Annotated in this window: 16 protein-coding genes and 2 tRNA genes; 15 read left to right on the forward strand and 3 right to left on the reverse strand. The window is 44.7% G+C overall.

Annotated elements, in window-relative coordinates:
* Window positions 1–2: 2 nt before the first annotated feature.
* From murC to tuf, 6 genes are all read left to right on the forward strand, one after another.
* Window positions 3–1,514, forward strand: a complete 1,512-nt coding sequence (gene murC / locus ABVC65_RS03645; RefSeq protein ID WP_353582621.1) for a UDP-N-acetylmuramate--L-alanine ligase — start codon at window positions 3–5, stop codon at window positions 1,512–1,514.
* Window positions 1,515–1,602: 88 nt separating this feature from the next.
* Window positions 1,603–2,736 carry a cell division protein FtsQ/DivIB gene (locus ABVC65_RS03650; RefSeq protein WP_353582622.1) on the forward strand — a complete coding sequence of 378 codons (1,134 nt, stop codon included), beginning with the start codon at window positions 1,603–1,605 and terminating at the stop codon, window positions 2,734–2,736.
* Window positions 2,737–3,015: 279 nt separating this feature from the next.
* Window positions 3,016–3,387: a 30S ribosomal protein S12 gene (rpsL, locus tag ABVC65_RS03655; protein ID WP_003813881.1), complete on the forward strand. Its 372-nt coding sequence runs from the start codon at window positions 3,016–3,018 to the stop codon at window positions 3,385–3,387.
* A 3-nt stretch (window positions 3,388–3,390) separates the two neighbouring features.
* The gene (gene rpsG / locus ABVC65_RS03660; RefSeq protein WP_004112309.1) at window positions 3,391–3,861 is read left to right on the forward strand and encodes a 30S ribosomal protein S7; all 471 of its coding nucleotides are present in this window, start codon (window positions 3,391–3,393) and stop codon (window positions 3,859–3,861) included.
* 42 nt (window positions 3,862–3,903) lie between these two features.
* Window positions 3,904–6,033 carry an elongation factor G gene (fusA, locus tag ABVC65_RS03665; RefSeq protein ID WP_004112311.1) on the forward strand — a complete coding sequence of 710 codons (2,130 nt, stop codon included), beginning with the start codon at window positions 3,904–3,906 and terminating at the stop codon, window positions 6,031–6,033.
* 170 nt (window positions 6,034–6,203) lie between these two features.
* Window positions 6,204–7,403 carry an elongation factor Tu gene (tuf, locus tag ABVC65_RS03670; RefSeq protein ID WP_004122287.1) on the forward strand — a complete coding sequence of 400 codons (1,200 nt, stop codon included), beginning with the start codon at window positions 6,204–6,206 and terminating at the stop codon, window positions 7,401–7,403.
* Window positions 7,404–7,739: 336 nt separating this feature from the next.
* On the opposite strand, the gene ABVC65_RS03675 is transcribed toward tuf, so the two are convergent.
* A tRNA-Lys gene (locus ABVC65_RS03675) sits at window positions 7,740–7,813 on the reverse strand.
* 147 nt (window positions 7,814–7,960) lie between these two features.
* Between ABVC65_RS03675 and xseA the strand changes: the two genes are divergently transcribed.
* The 6 genes from xseA to ileS all read left to right on the forward strand — a co-directional run bounded on the left by xseA (window position 7,961) and on the right by ileS (window position 14,200).
* Window positions 7,961–9,307, forward strand: coding sequence for an exodeoxyribonuclease VII large subunit (gene xseA, locus ABVC65_RS03680; protein ID WP_353582623.1), 1,347 nt, complete (start codon window positions 7,961–7,963; stop codon window positions 9,305–9,307).
* Window positions 9,308–9,408: 101 nt separating this feature from the next.
* A complete protein-coding gene (locus ABVC65_RS03685) occupies window positions 9,409–9,717 on the forward strand; it encodes an exodeoxyribonuclease VII small subunit (protein ID WP_004112318.1) in 309 nt (102 codons plus the stop codon).
* Window positions 9,718–9,766: 49 nt separating this feature from the next.
* A tRNA-Arg gene (locus tag ABVC65_RS03690) sits at window positions 9,767–9,839 on the forward strand.
* 82 nt (window positions 9,840–9,921) lie between these two features.
* On the forward strand, window positions 9,922–10,224 hold the full coding sequence (locus ABVC65_RS03695) for a type II toxin-antitoxin system RelB/DinJ family antitoxin (RefSeq protein WP_004124722.1): 303 nt from the start codon (window positions 9,922–9,924) through the stop codon (window positions 10,222–10,224).
* Window positions 10,221–10,526 carry a type II toxin-antitoxin system RelE/ParE family toxin gene (locus tag ABVC65_RS03700; protein ID WP_353582624.1) on the forward strand — a complete coding sequence of 102 codons (306 nt, stop codon included), beginning with the start codon at window positions 10,221–10,223 and terminating at the stop codon, window positions 10,524–10,526. Before ABVC65_RS03695 ends, ABVC65_RS03700 begins: the two co-directional genes overlap by 4 nt.
* Before the next feature lie 263 nt (window positions 10,527–10,789).
* Window positions 10,790–14,200, forward strand: coding sequence for a mupirocin-resistant isoleucine--tRNA ligase (gene ileS / locus ABVC65_RS03705; RefSeq protein WP_353582625.1), 3,411 nt, complete (start codon window positions 10,790–10,792; stop codon window positions 14,198–14,200).
* A 78-nt stretch (window positions 14,201–14,278) separates the two neighbouring features.
* Here ileS and brnA read toward each other — a convergent pair whose 3' ends face one another.
* Complete coding sequence (gene brnA, locus ABVC65_RS03710) at window positions 14,279–14,542, reverse strand: type II toxin-antitoxin system BrnA family antitoxin (protein ID WP_004122276.1); 264 nt, start codon at window positions 14,540–14,542, stop codon at window positions 14,279–14,281.
* A complete protein-coding gene (locus ABVC65_RS03715) occupies window positions 14,520–14,795 on the reverse strand; it encodes a BrnT family toxin (RefSeq protein WP_004112325.1) in 276 nt (91 codons plus the stop codon). The genes brnA and ABVC65_RS03715 overlap by 23 nt, the downstream gene beginning before the upstream one ends.
* Before the next feature lie 465 nt (window positions 14,796–15,260).
* On the opposite strand from ABVC65_RS03715, the gene ABVC65_RS03720 reads away from it, so the two are divergent.
* The 3 genes from ABVC65_RS03720 to ABVC65_RS03730 all read left to right on the forward strand — a co-directional run bounded on the left by ABVC65_RS03720 (window position 15,261) and on the right by ABVC65_RS03730 (window position 19,034).
* Window positions 15,261–16,148, forward strand: coding sequence for an ABC transporter permease (locus tag ABVC65_RS03720; protein WP_060787298.1), 888 nt, complete (start codon window positions 15,261–15,263; stop codon window positions 16,146–16,148).
* On the forward strand, window positions 16,145–17,152 hold the full coding sequence (locus ABVC65_RS03725; protein WP_353582626.1) for an ABC transporter permease: 1,008 nt from the start codon (window positions 16,145–16,147) through the stop codon (window positions 17,150–17,152). Before ABVC65_RS03720 ends, ABVC65_RS03725 begins: the two co-directional genes overlap by 4 nt.
* A gap of 142 nt (window positions 17,153–17,294) precedes the next feature.
* Window positions 17,295–19,034 carry an ABC transporter substrate-binding protein gene (locus tag ABVC65_RS03730; RefSeq protein WP_116692259.1) on the forward strand — a complete coding sequence of 580 codons (1,740 nt, stop codon included), beginning with the start codon at window positions 17,295–17,297 and terminating at the stop codon, window positions 19,032–19,034.
* Window positions 19,035–19,047: the final 13 nt, after the last annotated feature.

Genomic DNA, 19,047 nt, shown 5'->3' on the forward strand with positions numbered 1-19,047 from the left:
TTATGGATATTAATATGAATCCTATGCGCTCAGCATTTGAAGCAGACCAGACTATATCTTCGTTAGGCTCTGTTCACTTTATTGGAATAGGCGGAGCTGGAATGAGCGTTTTGGCAGAAATGCTACACGAAGAAGGGGTAGAAGTAAGTGGATGTGATTGTCAAGAAAATGACCACACAAGACGCTTAGAAGAACTTGGGATAAATGTAAAAATAGGTCAAAGTGCAAGTCATGTAGAAAATGCCGATATTCTTGTGTATTCTAGCGCGATTAAGCCGAGTAATCCTGAAATTATTGCTGCTTATCAAAATGGTGTGAAACTTGTACACAGAAGTGACATCTTATCATTGCTTTTAAGTGCTAAAAGGGGAGTAACTGTTGCTGGAGCGCATGGCAAAACTACAACAAGCTCACTTTTAGCACATATTTTGCGAGTTTGTGGTAAAGGTGATCTAGCAGACCCGAGTTATGCGATTGGTGGATCTATTCAAGCACAAGATGGTGGTGAAATAGACGGAGGGCATGCTGGTAGCGGAATCGTTATGGTTGCGGAGGCGGATGAATCCGACGGCAGCTTTGAAAAATATAATCCGTATATTGCAATTGTTACAAATGTTGAAGCGGATCATTTGGATCATTATGGGAATGCGCAAAATTATCGCTCGGCTTTTGTTGAACATTTAAGCCATGCTCTTGGGCATATTGTGATTTGTGCAGATGATGATGGCGCTCGTGCCGTTTTAGATGCTTTAAGCGATGATTCTCTTAAAAAAACAATCGTTTACGCAAGTAATAAAGATAATGTTTCTTTGTTGAATGATCGAGTGAAAAGTTTTGTAAAATTTGCTTTTATTGAGCATGAAAGTGAAAAAACGGGTAGCGGAAGTGAATCGTTTGTTATTGAATTTAATGGCGATTTTATAGACGTTAATCTTATAATTCCAGGATTGCATAATGCTAGGAACGCATGTGCTGCTATTATTGCTGCGATGCTTTTAGGCATGAGCTCTAAAGATGCGGCAGATGGTGCTTCTAGTTTCCGTGGGGCTTCTAGGCGATTTGATATTCGTGGGTGTGTTAATGGAGTAACGGTTGTAGACGATTACGCGCATCATCCTACGGAAATAGATGCTCTTTTGCGCGCTGCAAGAAGAAGATATCCGAATGCTAGTATTCGTGTTCTTTTCCAGCCGCATCTGTTTTCTAGAACTCGCTCTTTTGCGCACGAATTTGCATCTGCATTATCTCTTGCAGATGACGTGATCGTCACTGGAATTTTCCCAGCTAGAGAAAAACAGGAAGATTTCCCAGATATTCACGCGTCAACTATTGTTGATGTAGCTAGGAAAGATGATATTACGTCTAATATCGAGGCAGTGGAAGATATGCGTGAAGGTGCTCTAAAATTGGCTAATCGAGCAAAAAATGGCGATGTGCTGTTTACTGTTGGAGCAGGAAGTATCACAGCTATGACATCTGTTATGCTTGAAGCATTGAGTTCCAAAAGTTTGTGAGTTTATAAGAGTTTATAAAACTTTATAAGTAAGAGTTTATAAAACTCTAAAGCAGATAAAAGTCGTAAGCTGATTTAAGAGGTAGTGTATGGGGCGTGTGATTTTTAGCAAGTCTGAAGGTCGTACTGTATCTAGTACGACTGGAAACGATGCGGAAAATCGTAACCTGATTTCTAAAAAATCATTGCGCAAAAAAGGTAGAACAGCAAAATCGAATTTAACTACATCTGATAGTTCTATTGAGTTTGTTACATCTTCCGTTCCTACAACTGCATCTAAATCTTCTGCGTCTTCTGTAACTGCAGAGTTTTCTGTATCGGGTGAATCTACAAAAAATAATACTTCTAAAAACACTTTTGTAGATGCTAGGAGACTTTCTGTAGTTGATTTTGTAAAACAGACTTTGCGTTCAACTAATGGACCATTGGGTATTGTTTCTAGGCCTAAAGTTATAGATTTCAGTGCTAGAGAAAAAGAAAAAAAGTTCGCTAGTTTACGTACGATTCTGTTGAGATTACTCTATAGTTTTCTGATAATTGCATCTATAACATTGCTATGTTGGATTCTATTCTTTTCTCCTGTATTTAGACTTAAGTCTGAAAATATTAGTATTCTTGGCTCTAACGAATGGGTTAGTGAGCAAAAAATTTCGTCTATTGCATCTAATCAGGTAAATAAATCGCTGTTTTTAGTGTCATCTCAAGAAATAATTGAGCAACTTAATAACATACCTGGTGTTACGGAAGCTAAGGTTTCAAAAAAATTCCCTCAAGGATTGCAAATAACGGTTAGGGCGCAAAAGCCTGCTGCGATGCTTAAATCTCACGGTAGTGAAAAATTAACAGCTGTTGACGTTAAAGGTAGAGTGCTTAATGCAGTTGAAAATGTTCCTACTATAGGCATTCCAGTTATTGAAGTTACAGACGTTCACAAGAGTTTGAGCAGTAAGGCTGTACGTGAGGCGTTGAAAATTGTAAGTTCTTTGTCTGAAGATTTTCGTTCACATGTAACGCGAGTTAGTGCCAGAACTCAGGATTCTGTTGAAACTGAGATTTCTTCCACTGTTTCTAATGTAGAAATTCATCGTGTAATTGTTTGGGGTGATTCTTCAGATTTAGATCTTAAAAAGGCGATTGTAGACGTGATTATCAATGATCCTAGCAAAATTGGAAACAGGCAACGTCTTGATGTTTCTGCTCCCGCGAGACCTATTTTAAAGTAGTTCGTTTAAGCGGATCTTATTTAAGCGTATTCTAATTGTCAAGCAAGGATGTATAATAGTAATTCGTGTGTGCCAACGGTGCGCCTTATGTTATAGGTGTTCTCGTTGGGATATCCCAAGTGCCAAGGATAGCGCGCAGTAATGCGTGGCTGGAGGCATGAGGGCCATCGGGCCGGTGGACTGTGGCTTTTACTCTTTTAACCGATTCATGGTTTAAGGTGTGCTGCAGTGTGGCGGTTTTCACCAAATAGAAGATAACAATGAATCGGAGAACTTAAGTTGCCTACGATTGAACAACTCGTCCGTAAGGGACGTCAGGCCAAGCCTAAGAAGTCAAAGACTTTGGCCTTGAAAGGTAGCCCGTTGCGTCGTGGCGTGTGCACTCGTGTGTACACCACCACTCCTAAGAAGCCAAACTCTGCGCTTCGTAAGGTTGCTCGTGTGCGCCTCAGCTCGGGTATTGAAGTAACCGCCTATATTCCAGGCGAAGGTCATAACTTGCAGGAGCACTCCATTGTGCTCGTGCGCGGTGGCCGTGTGAAGGATCTCCCAGGTGTGCGTTACCACATCGTGCGTGGTGCTCTCGATACCCAGGGTGTTAAGGACCGCAAGCAGGGTCGTTCCCTGTATGGAGCAAAGAAGGCGAAGTAAAACATGTCACGTAAAGGACCTGCAAAAAAGCATCAGCTGCTTCCTGATCCAATCTACGGCTCGACCGTCGTGGCTCAGTTGATTAACAAAATTCTTCTCGATGGCAAGAAGTCCATCGCAGAAAACATCGTCTACACTGCTCTTGAGCAGGTGAAGGCAAAGACCGAGCAGGAGCCAGTTTCTGTTTTGAAGCGCGCTCTCGATAACATTCGTCCAAGCCTTGAGGTTCGTTCCCGCCGCGTCGGTGGTGCAACCTATCAGGTGCCAGTCGAAGTTAAGCCTGCTCGTGCAAACACTTTGTCCTTGCGCTGGCTTACCGACTTCTCCCGCCTTCGTCGTGAGAAGACTATGGCTGAGCGTTTGGCTAACGAAATTCTCGATGCCTCCAATGGCTTGGGTGCTTCTGTAAAGCGCCGCGAGGATACCCACAAGATGGCAGAAGCAAACAAGGCTTTTGCTCACTATCGCTGGTAATCCACAAGATAATCGGTATCTTAAAGAGCTAAGGATATTAATATGGCACAAGATGTGCTTAACGACCTGAATATGGTTCGTAACATCGGCATCATGGCGCACATCGATGCTGGTAAGACTACTACCACCGAGCGTATTCTTTACTACACTGGTAAGAATTACAAGATCGGTGAAACTCACGATGGTGCATCCACCATGGACTTCATGGCACAGGAGCAGGAACGCGGTATTACTATTCAGTCTGCTGCAACCACTTGCTTCTGGCAGCGTCAGACTCATGACACTGATGATCGCTACCAGATCAACATCATCGATACGCCAGGACACGTTGACTTTACCGCAGAGGTTGAGCGTTCTTTGCGTGTTCTTGACGGTGCTGTAGCAGTGTTTGATGGTAAGGAAGGCGTGGAGCCTCAGTCTGAAACCGTTTGGCGTCAGGCAGATAAGTATAGCGTTCCACGTATTTGCTTCATTAACAAGATGGATAAGCTTGGCGCAGATTTCTACTATTCTGTTAAGACCATTAAGGAAAAGCTTGGCGCTAAGCCTCTCGTTATTCAGCTTCCAATCGGTGCTGAAAACGACTTCCTTGGTGTTGTTGACTTGATTCGTATGAAGGCTTACGTCTGGAATGACGTTAAGGACGATATGGGTGCCCACTACGACACCGTTGACATTCCTGCAGACTTGCAGGAGCGTGCAGAAGAATATCGTGCCGAGCTTATGGATCAGGTTGCAGAAGCTGACGAAGAGTTGCTTGAGAAGTACCTCGAATCTGGAGAGCTTTCTGAAGAAGAAATGCGCGCCGGTATTCGCAAGCTTACTATTGCTCGCGAAGCCTTCCCAGTAACTTGCGGTTCTGCATTCAAGGATAAGGGCGTTCAGCCAATGCTGGATGCTGTTGTTGACTTCCTTCCAAGCCCAGAAGATGTTCCATCTATTAAGGGCTTTGATCCAAGCGACGAATCCGTTGAAATTGACCGTAAGCCAGTAAATACAGATCCATTTGCTGCATTGGTCTTTAAGATCTCCACCCATCCATTCTATGGAAAGCTTGTGTTCGTGCGCGTTTACTCTGGTGAAGTTAAGCCAGGCGATTCTGTGTACGATTCCACCAAGTCCAAGAAGGAACGCGTTGGTAAGATCTTCCAGATGCACGCAGATAAGGAAAATCCTGTAGATTCTGCAGAAGCTGGAAACATTTACACCTTTGTCGGTTTGAAGAATGTCAGCACTGGTGATACTTTGTGCGACGAAAAGAACCCAATTTCTTTGGAATCCATGACATTCCCAGATCCTGTTATCGAGGTTGCTGTGGAGCCAAAGACGAAGGCAGATCAGGAAAAGATGAGCTTGGCTTTGGCTAAGCTTTCTGACGAAGATCCTACCTTCCAGGTTAAGACCGATGAAGAGTCTGGTCAGACTTTGATTTCTGGTATGGGCGAGCTTCAGCTCGACATTATTGTGGATCGTATGCGCCGCGAGTTCAAGGTTGAAGCGAATGTTGGTAAGCCACAGGTTGCTTATCGTGAAACCATTCGTAAGGCTGTTATGAACCAGGAATACACCCACAAGAAGCAGACTGGTGGTTCTGGTCAGTTCGCAAAGGTTTTGATGAACTTCGAGCCAATCGATCCAGAATCTGGCGAAGTCTATCAGTTCGTTAACGAGGTCACTGGCGGCCACATTACTAAGGAATTCATTCCTTCCATCGACGCAGGTGTGCAGGAAGCTATGGAATCTGGCGTTTTGGCAGGCTTCCCAGTGGTTGGCGTTAAGGCAACCGTTACCGACGGTCAGACTCACGACGTTGATTCTTCGGAAATGGCCTTCAAGATTGCAGGTTCCATGTGCTTCAAGGAAGCTGCTCCTAAGGCTCACCCAGTAATCCTCGAGCCAATTATGGCAGTGGAAGTTCGTACTCCAGAAGAGTACATGGGCGACGTTATGGGCGATTTGAACTCCCGTCGTGGAAACATTCAGTCTATGACAGACGCCACTGGCGTTAAGGTTATTGACGCTAAGGTTCCACTGAGCGAGATGTTCGGCTACATTGGTGATCTTCGTTCCAAGACTCAGGGACGTGCAATGTTCACCATGCAGATGGACTCTTACGCGGAAGTTCCAAAGGCTGTTTCGGACGAGATTATTAAAGCCCAGCGCGGCGAGTAAAAGCGCACGCTACTTCGGTGTTTTGTGTCCCTAGTCAACGCTAGAATTTCGTACGTTGACTGGGTTCTGGCACCGAAGTGGCACCTAACCCAGAAACCCAGTAAATATGTAGCGAGAGGCTTCACATAAGATTGTGAAGCAAACTACGAGACGTCCAGGAGGACAAACACATGGCAAAGGAAAAGTACGAGCGTACTAAGCCGCATGTTAACATTGGTACCATTGGTCACGTTGATCACGGTAAGACTACCTTGACCGCGGCTATTTCTAAGGTGCTGCATGGCGAGTATCCAGATCTGAACCCTCAGTATGACTTCGATCAGATCGACGCCGCTCCAGAAGAGAAGGAGCGCGGCATTACCATTAACATCGCCCACATCGAGTATCAGACGGATGCACGTCACTATGCTCACGTGGACGCCCCAGGCCACGCTGATTACGTTAAGAACATGATCACTGGTGCCGCTCAGATGGATGGCGCAATCCTCGTGGTTGCTGCTACCGACGGCCCAATGGCTCAGACCCGTGAACACGTCTTGCTTGCTAAGCAGGTCGGCGTTCCAAAAATTCTTGTTGCTTTGAACAAGTGCGATATGGTTGACGACGAAGAGCTTATCGACCTCGTTGAAGAAGAGGTTCGTGACCTCCTCGAAGAAAACGGCTTCGATCGCGATTGCCCAGTCATCCGTACTTCCGCTTACGGCGCTTTGCATGATGACGCTCCAGACCACGACAAGTGGGTAGAGACCGTCAAGGAACTCATGAAGGCTGTTGATGAGTACATTCCAACCCCAACTCACGATCTTGACAAGCCATTCTTGATGCCAATCGAAGATGTGTTCACCATCTCCGGTCGTGGTACCGTTGTCACCGGTCGTGTTGAGCGTGGTAAGCTCCCAATCAACACCCCAGTGGAGATCGTTGGTTTGCGCGATACCCAGACCACCACCGTCACCTCTATCGAGACCTTCCACAAGCAGATGGATGAGGCCGAGGCTGGTGATAACACTGGTCTTCTTCTCCGTGGTATCAACCGTACCGACGTTGAGCGTGGTCAGGTTGTGGCTGCTCCAGGTTCTGTGACTCCACACACCAAGTTCGAAGGCGAAGTTTACGTCTTGACCAAGGACGAAGGTGGCCGTCACTCGCCATTCTTCTCCAACTACCGTCCACAGTTCTACTTCCGTACCACCGATGTTACTGGCGTTATCACCTTGCCAGAAGGCATCGAAATGGTTCAGCCAGGCGATCACGCAACCTTCACTGTTGAGTTGATCCAGGCTATCGCAATGGAAGAGGGCTTGACCTTCGCAGTTCGTGAAGGTGGCCGTACTGTTGGTTCTGGTCGTGTGACCAAGATTCTTGCCTAGTATTTTTTCTAACTGAAGATATTAGTTAAGTCCTAGAAAAGACCCCATGAGGAAACTCGTGGGGTCTTTTTGTATTTTCTGTTGAAGAATTACACATAGATCGTTTGGTGTTGTTTGGTGTTGTTTGGTGTGTTTTTAATTTTTATTTTTTTTTTTATAGTTATCACAAAAATTATCACAACATTGTGTTTTAAATGTTATTGTACAAATGCTGAAAGCGTGTCTGAGATTCAGGCTTTTGTGGGAATATTGGGATAAATCGTATAAATCATATGTGAATAATGAAAAATCTAAATACGAAAAAACCCAAGCCGTAAAGCTTGGGTTTTCAACAAGTGCCCCCTCAGGGATTCGAACCCTGGACACGCTGATTAAGAGTCAGCTGCTCTAGCCAACTGAGCTAAAGGGGCGTTGGCGTTTTTCTTGAGCCGAGTAATAACTATACTCAGAATCACTTTATTTGCAAGTCACGGCGTGTCGTGTTTTGCGTATTTTTTCGGCATTTGTTTTGCGTATTTTAAACTCTTGTTGTCCATCTTCTAAAAGAAACTTAGTGTATGCCTTTGCTAAATATGACGCTTTTCAATCAAGATTCTGGCTATCCTCACAATGACAACGTTAGTCAAAATGAAGTTAGTCAAAATAGCTACGATAGTCAAAACAGTAGTGCTGCGCGCACGCTACCTTTGCGTGCAAGTGAAACAACTGCTGAAAATCCTTGGCCAGTAAGCGTTATAAGCCAAAAGTTCCATGGTGCTGTAGAAAAGTGGCCTGCGGCTTGGGTAGAAGGTCAGATTGTTGAAATCAATATGCGAAGGTCTACGTCTGGATACATAACGCTCAGAGACAGTAATGAAGACGTTTCAATCTCAATAATGGGCTTTAGCAAGTTTGTTCAGCAAGCTAAAGATTTGCGGCAGGGCGATAGAGTAGTTGTTCACGGCAAGGCGGATATTTGGGTAAAAGCCACTAGATTGAGCTTTGTTGCCGACGAAATTAGACGTGTTGGCGCTGGCGACTTAAAAGCGCAAATAGATGAGTTGCGTAAAAAGCTTAAAGGTGAAGGCTTGTTTGACGCGGAAAATAAAGTGCAGCTGCCTGAGTTTCCAAAGTGCATTGGTTTGGTGTGTGCGCCTCAAGCTCGCGCAGAGGGCGATGTTATTACAAACGTGAATTTGCGCTGGCCTGTAACGCGATTTAAGGTGGTTCACGCGCATGTTCAGGGCGTGCAATGCCCAGCGGACGTTATTGCGGCAATTAAGCAGCTAGACGCCGATCCAGAGGTTGATGTGATTATTGTTGCGCGCGGCGGTGGTAGCTTTGAGGATTTGATTGGGTTTTCGGACGAAGGCGTGGTTCGCGCTACGGCTGCTTGCGTAACTCCGATTGTTTCTGCGATTGGTCACGAAGATGATTGGACGCTTATTGATTTGGCTGCAGATATGCGAGCCTCTACGCCTACAGACGCAGCAAAGCGCGTTGTTCCAGATGTTAACGAGCAATGGCAGTTGATTGATAACGCTTTGCAACACGCGCGCATGAGGATTTCTGCGCGAGTGGACAATGAGATTCGACTTGTTGAAGGCTACGCGAACCGTCCTAGCCTTACTAGACCGAGCACTATGCTGGAGCCGCATGAGTTGTTTGTGCAACAGGCTGTTGAACGAATGAGGCATGGTTTGGTGCGGCTGCTTGACGACGCTAGTTTGACTGTTGAAAAGGCACATGCCAGTATTACGGCTCTTAGTCCGCAATCAACGCTTAATCGCGGTTACGCAGTCGTGCAAATTAGCGGCGGAAAAGTGCTTGACGATTCTAGTCATGTAAAAACTGGCGACGATATAACAGTTACTCTTAAAAGTGGCTTGATTACAGCTAATGTTACGTCTGTAGAAAAGTCGTAAAGTATAAAGCTGTAAAGTCGTAAGGTCTAAAGCTTTTAAAACTAAAAACGCAAAAATCTTAAATAAAAAATCTTAAATAAAAAATTAGAAAAAGGATGATTATGAGTGACGAAACAAAAGACGCAGGTGCAAAAGTTGACGCTATTAGCACGCTTAGCAGCGAAGAGCGAGCTGCGATTAACGCAATGCCTTACGAAGAGGCGCGCGAAAAGCTTGTGCAAGCTGTTAAAGCACTTGAGGCTGGCGGTTTGACTTTGGATCAGTCTATGCATCAATGGGAGCTTGGAGAGGCACTAGCAAAGCGTGCGCAGGGCTTGCTTGCATCGGTTCGCGCTAAGTTGGACGCTGCTCAGGCGGAGCAGTCTGCTACGGCTGCAACCGCTGGAACGCAATCAAATCTTGAATCTTGAGCATGTTATAGCGTGTAAACCACGCTATAGTGTATAATTGCCATTTGTTGCCTCGGTAGCTCAGTGGATAGAGCACCACTCTCCTAAAGTGGGTGTCGTCAGTTCGATTCTGATCCGGGGCACTTTTCTTATTTATTGCAAGTGTCATGCGTGTATATAATAGACATATATTGTATGTAATTATGACAATGGATGGTGTTTTTTATGGTTGTTTCAGCGGTCGCAAGAATTAATTTCAGAACAGATGAGAAAACTAAGCAAGATGCAGAAGTCTTATTTGATGCTTTAGGTCTTGATATGTCTACTGCTTTAAACATGTTTCTTAAGCAGGCAGTACGTGAACAAGCTCTACCTATTAGTCCGTCGCTCGTTACGTCTGTTCCCAACGAAGCAACGCTTAAAGCTATGAATCACGCTAATCAAATTATAGATGGCAAAATTTCTGAAGACGGCATTGTCTTTAGCAATGCTAATGAAGCTAAAGCATTTTTGGATAATATGTCATGAAAATTATTTTTGATACTCAATTCCAAACAGATTTACGGAAGTTGCTTCGAGAGAATACATCAATTAAACACGAATTAGAGGACTTAATTGACAGTATTTATGAATTTGAAGAAGTTCCTGAATCTTACAATCCTCACCAATTGAGCCATCCTCGTGGGATGTACAGCGGATATTGGGAATTACATTTGCAAGAAGGAAAATTTGATGTAATTCTCATTTATAATTATCGACATAATGTGCCTGTTATTAGGTTTGTGCGCATAGGATCTCATAATAATTTATTCCATAATGGGCATAAATGAGATTTTGAAAGTTGCTAATGTTAGGGGATAGTGTTAGATTGTTTCTAACTTAAGCGATGATCCGTTATCGGCGGGGAGTTTTCGGAAGAACGGCGAGTGTTCGTAAGATTCTCGCTTATTAGAACCGACGGGGTTGGCCCGTATAGCCAAACACGAGAGGCTGCAAGAGTTGCGTAAGCATCTTGTAGCAAGCGAGGTGGTACCGCGGCAATAACTGTCGTCCTCGCAGGGAAATATTCACCCTGTTGAGTGAGGAGAGCACAGTGAGCGAATCCACTAATCCAGCAACTAGCGCGTGCGCAAATACGTCTGCAAATCACGTATATCCGAAAGCAAATGTAACTGCATCAACGCAAGAAAATGCCGGCACGCAAGTTGCACCAAATCCTTCCTTCCCAAAGCTTGAAGAATCAGTTCTTCAATACTGGGATGCAAATAACACTTTCCGCAAGTCAATCGAATACCGCCCGTCCGGCAAAGGTAGCCAAAACGAGTTCGTGTTCTTCGACGGCCCTCCATTCGCAAACGGTCTTCCTCACTACGGTCACCTTCTCACAGGCTACGCAAAAGACGTTGTTCCGCGCTATCAGACTATGCGCGGTCGCAAAGTAAACCGCGTTTTTGGCTGGGATACTCACGGTCTTCCTGCAGAGTTGGAAGCGCAGAAAGAGCTCGGCATCGAGTCTGTTGATCAAATCGAAAAAATGGGCATCGCAAAGTTCAACGATGCTTGCCGCGCCAGCGTTTTGAAGTACACAAACGAGTGGCAAAACTACGTGCATCGTCAAGCGCGCTGGGTTGATTTTGAGCGCGGCTACAAGACGCTGAACATTCCATACATGGAATCCGTAATGTGGGCATTTAAGCAGCTTTACGATAAGGGCTTGGCTTATAAGGGTTACCGTGTGCTTCCGTACTGCCCAAAGGATCAGACTCCGCTCAGCGCACATGAGCTTCGTATGGATGCGGACGTTTACCAGAATCGCCAGGACACCACTGTTTCCGTGGCCGTTAAGCTTCGCGACGAAGCCGATGCTTACGCAGTATTCTGGACCACCACTCCTTGGACAGTTCCAACAAACTTTGCAATCGTAGTCGGCGCAGATATCGACTACGTGGAAGTTCGTCCAACTGAAGGCAAGTTCGCTGGCAAAAAGTTCTACATTGGTAAGCCTTTGCTTGGCTCCTACACTAAGGAACTTGGCGAAAACTACGAAGTTGTGCGCGAACTTAAGGGCGCTGAGATGGCCGGCTGGCGCTACTACCCAGTATTCCCTTATTTTGCAAGCGATTCTGCGCTTTCCGAGGGCGGAACTCCTGGTCCTAACGCTTTTACGATTTTTACAGCAGATTATGTTGATACCGCTGAAGGTACTGGTCTTGTTCACCAGGCTCCTTACGGCGAGGACGATATGAACACGCTTAACGCGCACGAGATTCGCAGCGTTGACGTGCTCGACGCAGGCTGCAAGTTTACAAGCGACTGCCCAGATTACGAAGGCTTGTACGTTTTCGACGCGAATTTGCCAATTTTGCGCAACTTGCGTGCAGGAGACGGTCCGCTTGCTCAAATGCCAGAAGATCAGCGCGCGTTGCTATTCCAAGAAAAAAGCTACGTGCACAGCTATCCTCACTGCTGGCGTTGCGCAACTCCGCTTATTTATAAGCCTGTTTCTAGCTGGTTTGTGTCTGTTACAAAGATTAAGAAGCGCTTGCTAGAGCTTAATCAGGAGATTAATTGGATTCCTGGAAACGTTAAGGACGGCCAGTTTGGTAAGTGGCTTTCTAACGCTCGCGACTGGTCGATTAGCCGTAACCGATTCTGGGGCTCGCCAATTCCAGTGTGGGTGAGTGACGATCCAAAGTATCCTCGCGTAGACGTTTACGGCTCATTGGATGAGCTTAAGGCTGATTTTGGCGATTATCCTCGCGACGACGACGGCAATGTGAATATGCACCGCCCGTATATCGATCGCCTCACGCGCTCAAATCCAGACGATCCTACTGGAAAGTCGCAAATGCACCGTATTACGGATGTTCTCGACTGCTGGTTTGAGTCTGGTTCTATGCCTTTCGCGCAGTTCCATTATCCGTTTGAAAATAAGGACTTCTTCGAAGAGCACTTCCCATGTGATTACATCGTTGAGTATATTGGTCAGACTCGCGGCTGGTTCTACACGCTCCACATTATGGCCACGGCTTTATTCGACCGTCCAGCTTTTAAGAACGTGATTTGCCACGGCATTGTGCTTGGTTCCGACGGTCAGAAGATGAGTAAGCATTTACGCAATTACCCAGATGTGAACGGCGTTTTCAACGAGTACGGTTCGGATGCTATGCGCTGGTTCCTTATGTCTTCGCCAATTTTGCGCGGTGGCAATTTGATTGTTACTGCAGACGGCATTAGGGATACGGTTCGTCAAGTTATGCTTCCAGTTTGGAGCTCGTATTACTTCTTCACTTTGTATGCGAACGCTGCAAACGGTGGTAAGGGTTACGATGCTCGCAGGCTTCGTGCGGATGAGGTTGCAGGACTTTGCAACATGGATCGTTATTTGCTTGCTCGTACGCGTTTGCTTGTTGAGCGCGTAGAAAAATGCTTGAACGAGTTTGCGATTAGCGATGCTTGCGCGGCAGTAAGTGATTTTATTGACGTGCTTACTAATTGGTATATTCGCGGCAGCCGCGACCGATTCTGGAATGAAGACGAGACCGCTTTCAACACGCTTTACACTGTGTTGGAAGTGTTTATGCGCACGATTTCTCCTCTTGCTCCTATGGAAGCAGAGGCTGTGTGGCGTGGTCTTACCGGTGGTGAATCTGTGCATTTGGCTGATTGGCCTTATTTGGTTGAGCCGCAAATGCTTTCGGATGGTGAGAAGAACCCTAAGGCTGGAGAAGTGACTGAGCTTGGAGCGGTTCTTGCGCACGACGATGCTTTGGTTGCTGCTATGGATAAGGTTCGCGAGGTTGTGTCTTCTACGCTTTCGTTGCGTAAGGCGGAACAGTTGCGTGTGCGCCAGCCGTTGGCAAACTTGACAGTTGTTGCAGAAAATACTGCTGCTGTAGAGCCTTACGAGCAAGTGCTTGAGCGCGAGCTTAACGTGAAGAATGTTACATTCTGCACTTTGGAAGACGCTAGCAGCCACGGTTTGAAGATTGTTCACGAGCTTAAGGTGAACGCTCGCGCGGCTGGTCCTCGTTTGGGTAAGCAAGTGCAGTTTGCTATTAAGTCTTCTAAGAGTGGCGATTGGCGAGTTGATGAGTCTGGTGCTCCTGTTGTTACGACTCCAAACGGCGAAGTTGCGCTTGTTGAGGGCGAATATGAGCTTGTGAATCGCGTTGAGTCTTCGGATGCTCAAGCGGCTGCGAATACGGCTTCTGCTGCAATGCCAACTGGCGGCTTCGTTATGCTTGACACTGCTTTGACTAGCGATTTGCTTGCGGAAGGTTACGCTCGCGATGCTATTCGCGCTGTTCAGGATGCGCGTAAGGAGAACGGTTTGGATATTAGCGACCGAATCTCTTTGACTTTGAGCGTGCCTAGCGCGGACGTTGCTAAAGTTGAGCAGTTCCGTGATTTGATTGCTAACGAAACTCTTGCTACAAGCTTTGAAGTTACAGAGGCTGATTCTAGCGCAACCGAGCTTAGCGTAAGTCTTAAGCGTGCGTAAAACACAGCTAACAGCTAATTAACTAAACAAAAACGTGCCGTTGTATGATTCAATACTTCGGCACGTTTTGTTTTATCTCTAGTTTTGCTTCGAACTTTCTAGTTTTTCTGCAATGAGTGTATTGACGACTGCGTTTCTGCTAATAGCAAGAATTTCTGCACGTTTATCAAGTTTTTCAATAATCCATTCTGGCATAGTAAATGTGACGCGTTTTTGCACATTTGAGCGGTGCTCTATAGTTGGATGCTCCAAATCAAAGTACTCAAGTACATCTTCGCCGTTATCGAATTTTTTATCGAGTTCTTTGCCGCTTATTTCCTTACTCGTTGTAGTGCTCTTCATAATATTGCTCCTCATTTTTACGCGATCTTCTTACAGAAATAATACGAATTCGATTATTCCTTTTTGTTATTATTGCCGTCCAATGCTTATTGTTTATTTTTCCAAAAACTAAGTAGCGAGAGTTGTCGTTTCCTGAATTTTTGGATTCTAATGTAATTGTCGTATTCTCCCAAAGTAATTGGGCTTTTTTGAAACTGATACCGTGTTTAGCTAAATTTTTTAAGCTTTTTGCAGGATCGTGTTCAAAATCCATTCTCACCTCCTAGTGTGTATTTTACATCAAAACAACATCAATATGAAGCAATTTTTTAATGATTGTTGTTTTGTATTAGGTATCGTAAGTGATTTAAGTTAGCTTTCCTAGATTTTTTACGCATTGTGGTTAGAGGCTATTTATAGAAGCAAGCGCTATCGCATCGATTTGTTTTGTTATGTGCGTTTTGCTGGTCTTCGGATTTCGCCTAAGTGTAGGCGAAATCGGGGTCGCGCTTGCGTGGAAAGCGTATTAGCTTTCCACTTTGAGCAAGCGCTATCGCATTGAGTCGCTTTTCGCGCTACGCTCTAAGCGAAAAGCGAAGCAATGCGACACTCCGATTTATTTTCTTCCACACCTTCATATAAATTCGTTATGACAACAATACAAATTTATTCATGTTTGTATTTGTTAGTTTTATAGAAAAATTGCAATACGAAAGTGCAGGTAACGAAATGAGTGGCGATGAAAAGGGGCGGTGTATTTTATTCGCGTAGTAAGCGCGACTTATCAAGTGTTACCGCAATTGTTGGAATTGCAATAATATCACTGTTTGTTTTATTGGCGATTTTTGCCGACCTTTTTACTCTTATTACAGGTAATGATCCATATAGCGAAAATCCCGATGTTTTGTCGGATTCTTCGTTGCCTACAGGCATAGGCGGAATAAGCTCAAAACATTGGTTTGGCGTAACGCCATTGCGCGGAATTGACTTATTTGCAATCATCTCTCACGGCGCAAGAATCTCTCTTGGAATTGGCTTAGCTTCTACTGCAATCTCCGTTGTTTTAGGCGTTGTAATTGGCGTTATTGCTGGTTATTTTGGTGGTTTTGTTGATTTTGCAATTTCTCGCATTATGGACGTGTTCTTTGGGTTTCCGTTCCTAATCTTTGCGATTGCGCTTTCTGCGATTGTGCCTCAAACTTTCCCGCGTCCGCTTCTTTTAACTCTTGTAATCGGCTTTTTTGGTTGGCCTAGCATGGCGCGATTGGTTCGCGGCGAAACACTTAGCCTTAAAAATCGCCATTTTGCCGTGGCTTCTAGAGTTATGGGCGCTAGTGCTTTTCATGTTTTGCGCAATCAGATTTTGCCAAACATGCTTCCAATAATCATTGTTAATACAACACTTTCTATACCAGGCCGTATTGCACTCGAAGCGGCACTTTCATTTCTTGGCGTTGGCATGAATCCGCCTTCGCCTTCGTGGGGACGCTCAATATCCGACGCAGTGCAGTGGGCATTGGTAGACCCGTGGTATTTAATATTCCCAGGTTTATCTTTGTCCCTGCTTGCGCTCGGGTTTAATATGCTGGGCGATTGGCTTTCTTCAAAAATGGAGATAGCAGCATGAGCGTTTTTCTTTACATTATTAGGCGCGTTGCAAGCGCTTTGGCTGTTATTGCTGTTATTGCAATGGCAATGTTTTTGATTTTCTTTATGACTCCAACAAATCCTGCTCAGCTTATGTGCGGCAAACCTTGCACGCCTGAGCGTTTAGCACAAGTTTCTGCGTTTATGGGAACTGATTTGCCTTGGTATAGTCAGCTTTTTAACTATTTGCAGGGTATTTTTGTTGGCCGTACTTTTGGCGATTCTGCATCTGCCAGCGCAATTGTTTGCGCGGCTCCTTGCTTAGGATGGTCTTTTGCGCTTAATGAGCCTGTTACTGGTTTGATTTTTAGTCGTTTTCCAGTTACAGCATCAATCGCCATTGGTGCTGCTGTTTTGTGGATGATAATTGGCGTATTTGCAGGCGTTTTGCAAGCGGTTAAGCGTGATTCGTGGATTGACCGCTTAATTGTAGCAATATCTTCGATTGGTATTTCGTCTCCTACCTACTTAATTGGTTTGCTGGCGATTATTGCTTTTGCGGTTTACATTCCCGTTTTTCCTACGGGTGGATATGTTAGCTTCTTTGCTAATCCTTTTGACTGGGCTTGGCATCTGCTACTCGCTTGGATTGTTTTAGCGTTGATAAATGGCGCTTTTTATGCGCGCATTACTCGTTCTACAATGATTAGGGAATTTGGTAAAGATTATGTGCGAACTGCAAGAGCAAAGGGCATGCACGATTCACATGTTGTAGTAAATCATGCTTTGCGAAATGCGATTTTACCAATATTTACAATGTTTGGTTTAGATCTTGGCGGTCTTCTTGGTGGAGCGGTTATAACTGAGCGTGTGTTCTCTATGCACGGGTTGGGTTCGCTTCTTTTAGACGCTGTTAAGACTTTTGATTTGCAAGTTTTGGTTGGAGTTACGCTGTTTTCGGCCGCTCTTGTAATAATTGCAAATCTTATTGTTGACGTCTGTTATTGTTTGCTTGATCCTAGAGCGGCTAAAGTCGCCCTTTAAAGTGGTGATTAGTGAGCGATTAAAATCGCCAACAAAATCGCCATTAAGGTTGCAACTAAAGTCGCTACTAAAGTCTTCTTTAAATCACAATAATAAAAATTTTTAATAACTTTATAACTTTATAAAAAATTAAGGAAAAATCATGCAAAATACACAAAATTCTTATCAAATCATCAAAAAATTTAGTCGTGGTTTTGCTCTAAATACATTAAGAGCAATTGCTGTAATTCTAGTGTTTTCGCTGATTTATGCATTTTCTGCTTGCGGATCTGCTGTGCAAAGTGGTCAGAACCTACAAAAAAGACTACCAAATGCTTCTGTGCTTAATAGTAATCCAAAAAAGGGAGGAACGCTTACAATTCTAAGCTCTGAATCAAAAATGGATTTTGATCCTGCAAGAAGTCAGGGTTTGCCAATAACCTCTAATAGCCTAGTTTTCCGCGCTTTAACAACGTGGAAAGTAACGCCAAGTGGCAAAACGCGTGTTGTTGCCGATTTAGCAACAGATACGGGAACTGCTTTAGACGGCGGAAAAACCTGGAAGTACACTCTTAAAAAAGGCATTAAATACCAGGATGGAAGCCCAATAACGTCTAAAGATATTAAATATGGTCTTGAGCGTTCTTTTGCAAACTCGCTTACAGGCGGATTCGGTTACCACAAAGCGCTTTTGGAAGGTGCTAAAGACTATGCCGGTCCGTTTAGTGGCAAATCTTTGGATTCGATTGAAACTCCAGACAATCAAACAATCATTTTTAAACTAAATGCTGCTTTTGCTAATTGGCCTTGGGTTGCGTCTTTGGCGGCCTTTGCTCCCGTTCCGTTAAATTCTGGGAATGCGCAGGATTATGGTAAAAGCCCAGTTGCTTCTGGACCGTACAAAATTGTTGAAAACGAAGTTGGCAAGCAAATTGTTATGGTTAGAAACACTAATTGGGATTCCAGCGCGGATTCAATTCGAGCTAATTACCCAGACAAGATAATTTGGAAGCTTGGTGTTGATCCTTCTGTTGCTGCCCAATCTATGATTCAAGGCAATTCTGGCGCAGACAATGCTATTCTTGCAGATTTTGTGCCTCCAGCTCAACGCGCACAAGCTAAAGCAAGCTACAAGTCGAGCAATCTTTTAGTTACAAGCGGTGACGGAGCGTTGGAATATTTGGCCATGAACAATCGCCGTATTAAAGATGTTAAGATCCGAAAGGCGATTCAGTACGCTGTAGATAAGCAGTCGTATCAGCGAGCAAAGGGCGGTGCGGTTGCTGGCGGTTTTGCAACAACGCTTATTACTCCAGGCGTAAGCGAGCGCAAAGTCTATAATCTCTATTCTGCAAATCCGCGTGGGGACGTAGAAAAGGCTAAACAATTATTAAAGGAATCGGGTAAATCTAAACTAAAGTTTAGTCTTATTGCTCGCCCAGATCAGGCGCAAGTGGCATCTTCTATTCAAGCAAGCTTAAAGCGCGTTGGAATTGATGTTTCTATACGAACTGTGGATTCGCAGATTTTTACCGATATGATTACTGGCGATTCTGGCGACTACGATTTAGCTTTGTCTAAATGGCAGCCTGATTTTCCTTCTGCGTATGCAAATATTGGCCCGCTTTTTGACTCTTCGCAAATAGGCGGCGGCAATTGGAATATATCTCGCTACTCGAATCCAAAAGTGGATTCCTTGATTCGCCAAGCTGTTGGCGTTATAGATAAGTCGCGTGCAGATTTGCTTTGGCAGCAGGTTGATAAAGAGATTATGCGCGATTCTCCAATCGTTCCGCTTATTTACTCTAAGAACACTTATATTCACGGAAGCAATGTGGAAAACTTCTTTGTTGGGTCTTTCCCGGCTTATCCAAACTATGCGCGAGTTTCGCTTAGAAACTAGAAAAGGATTTAAG

It is taken from the genome of Gardnerella vaginalis, assembly GCF_040427915.1.
Classification (GTDB): Bacteria; Actinomycetota; Actinomycetes; order Actinomycetales; family Bifidobacteriaceae; genus Bifidobacterium; species Bifidobacterium vaginale_C.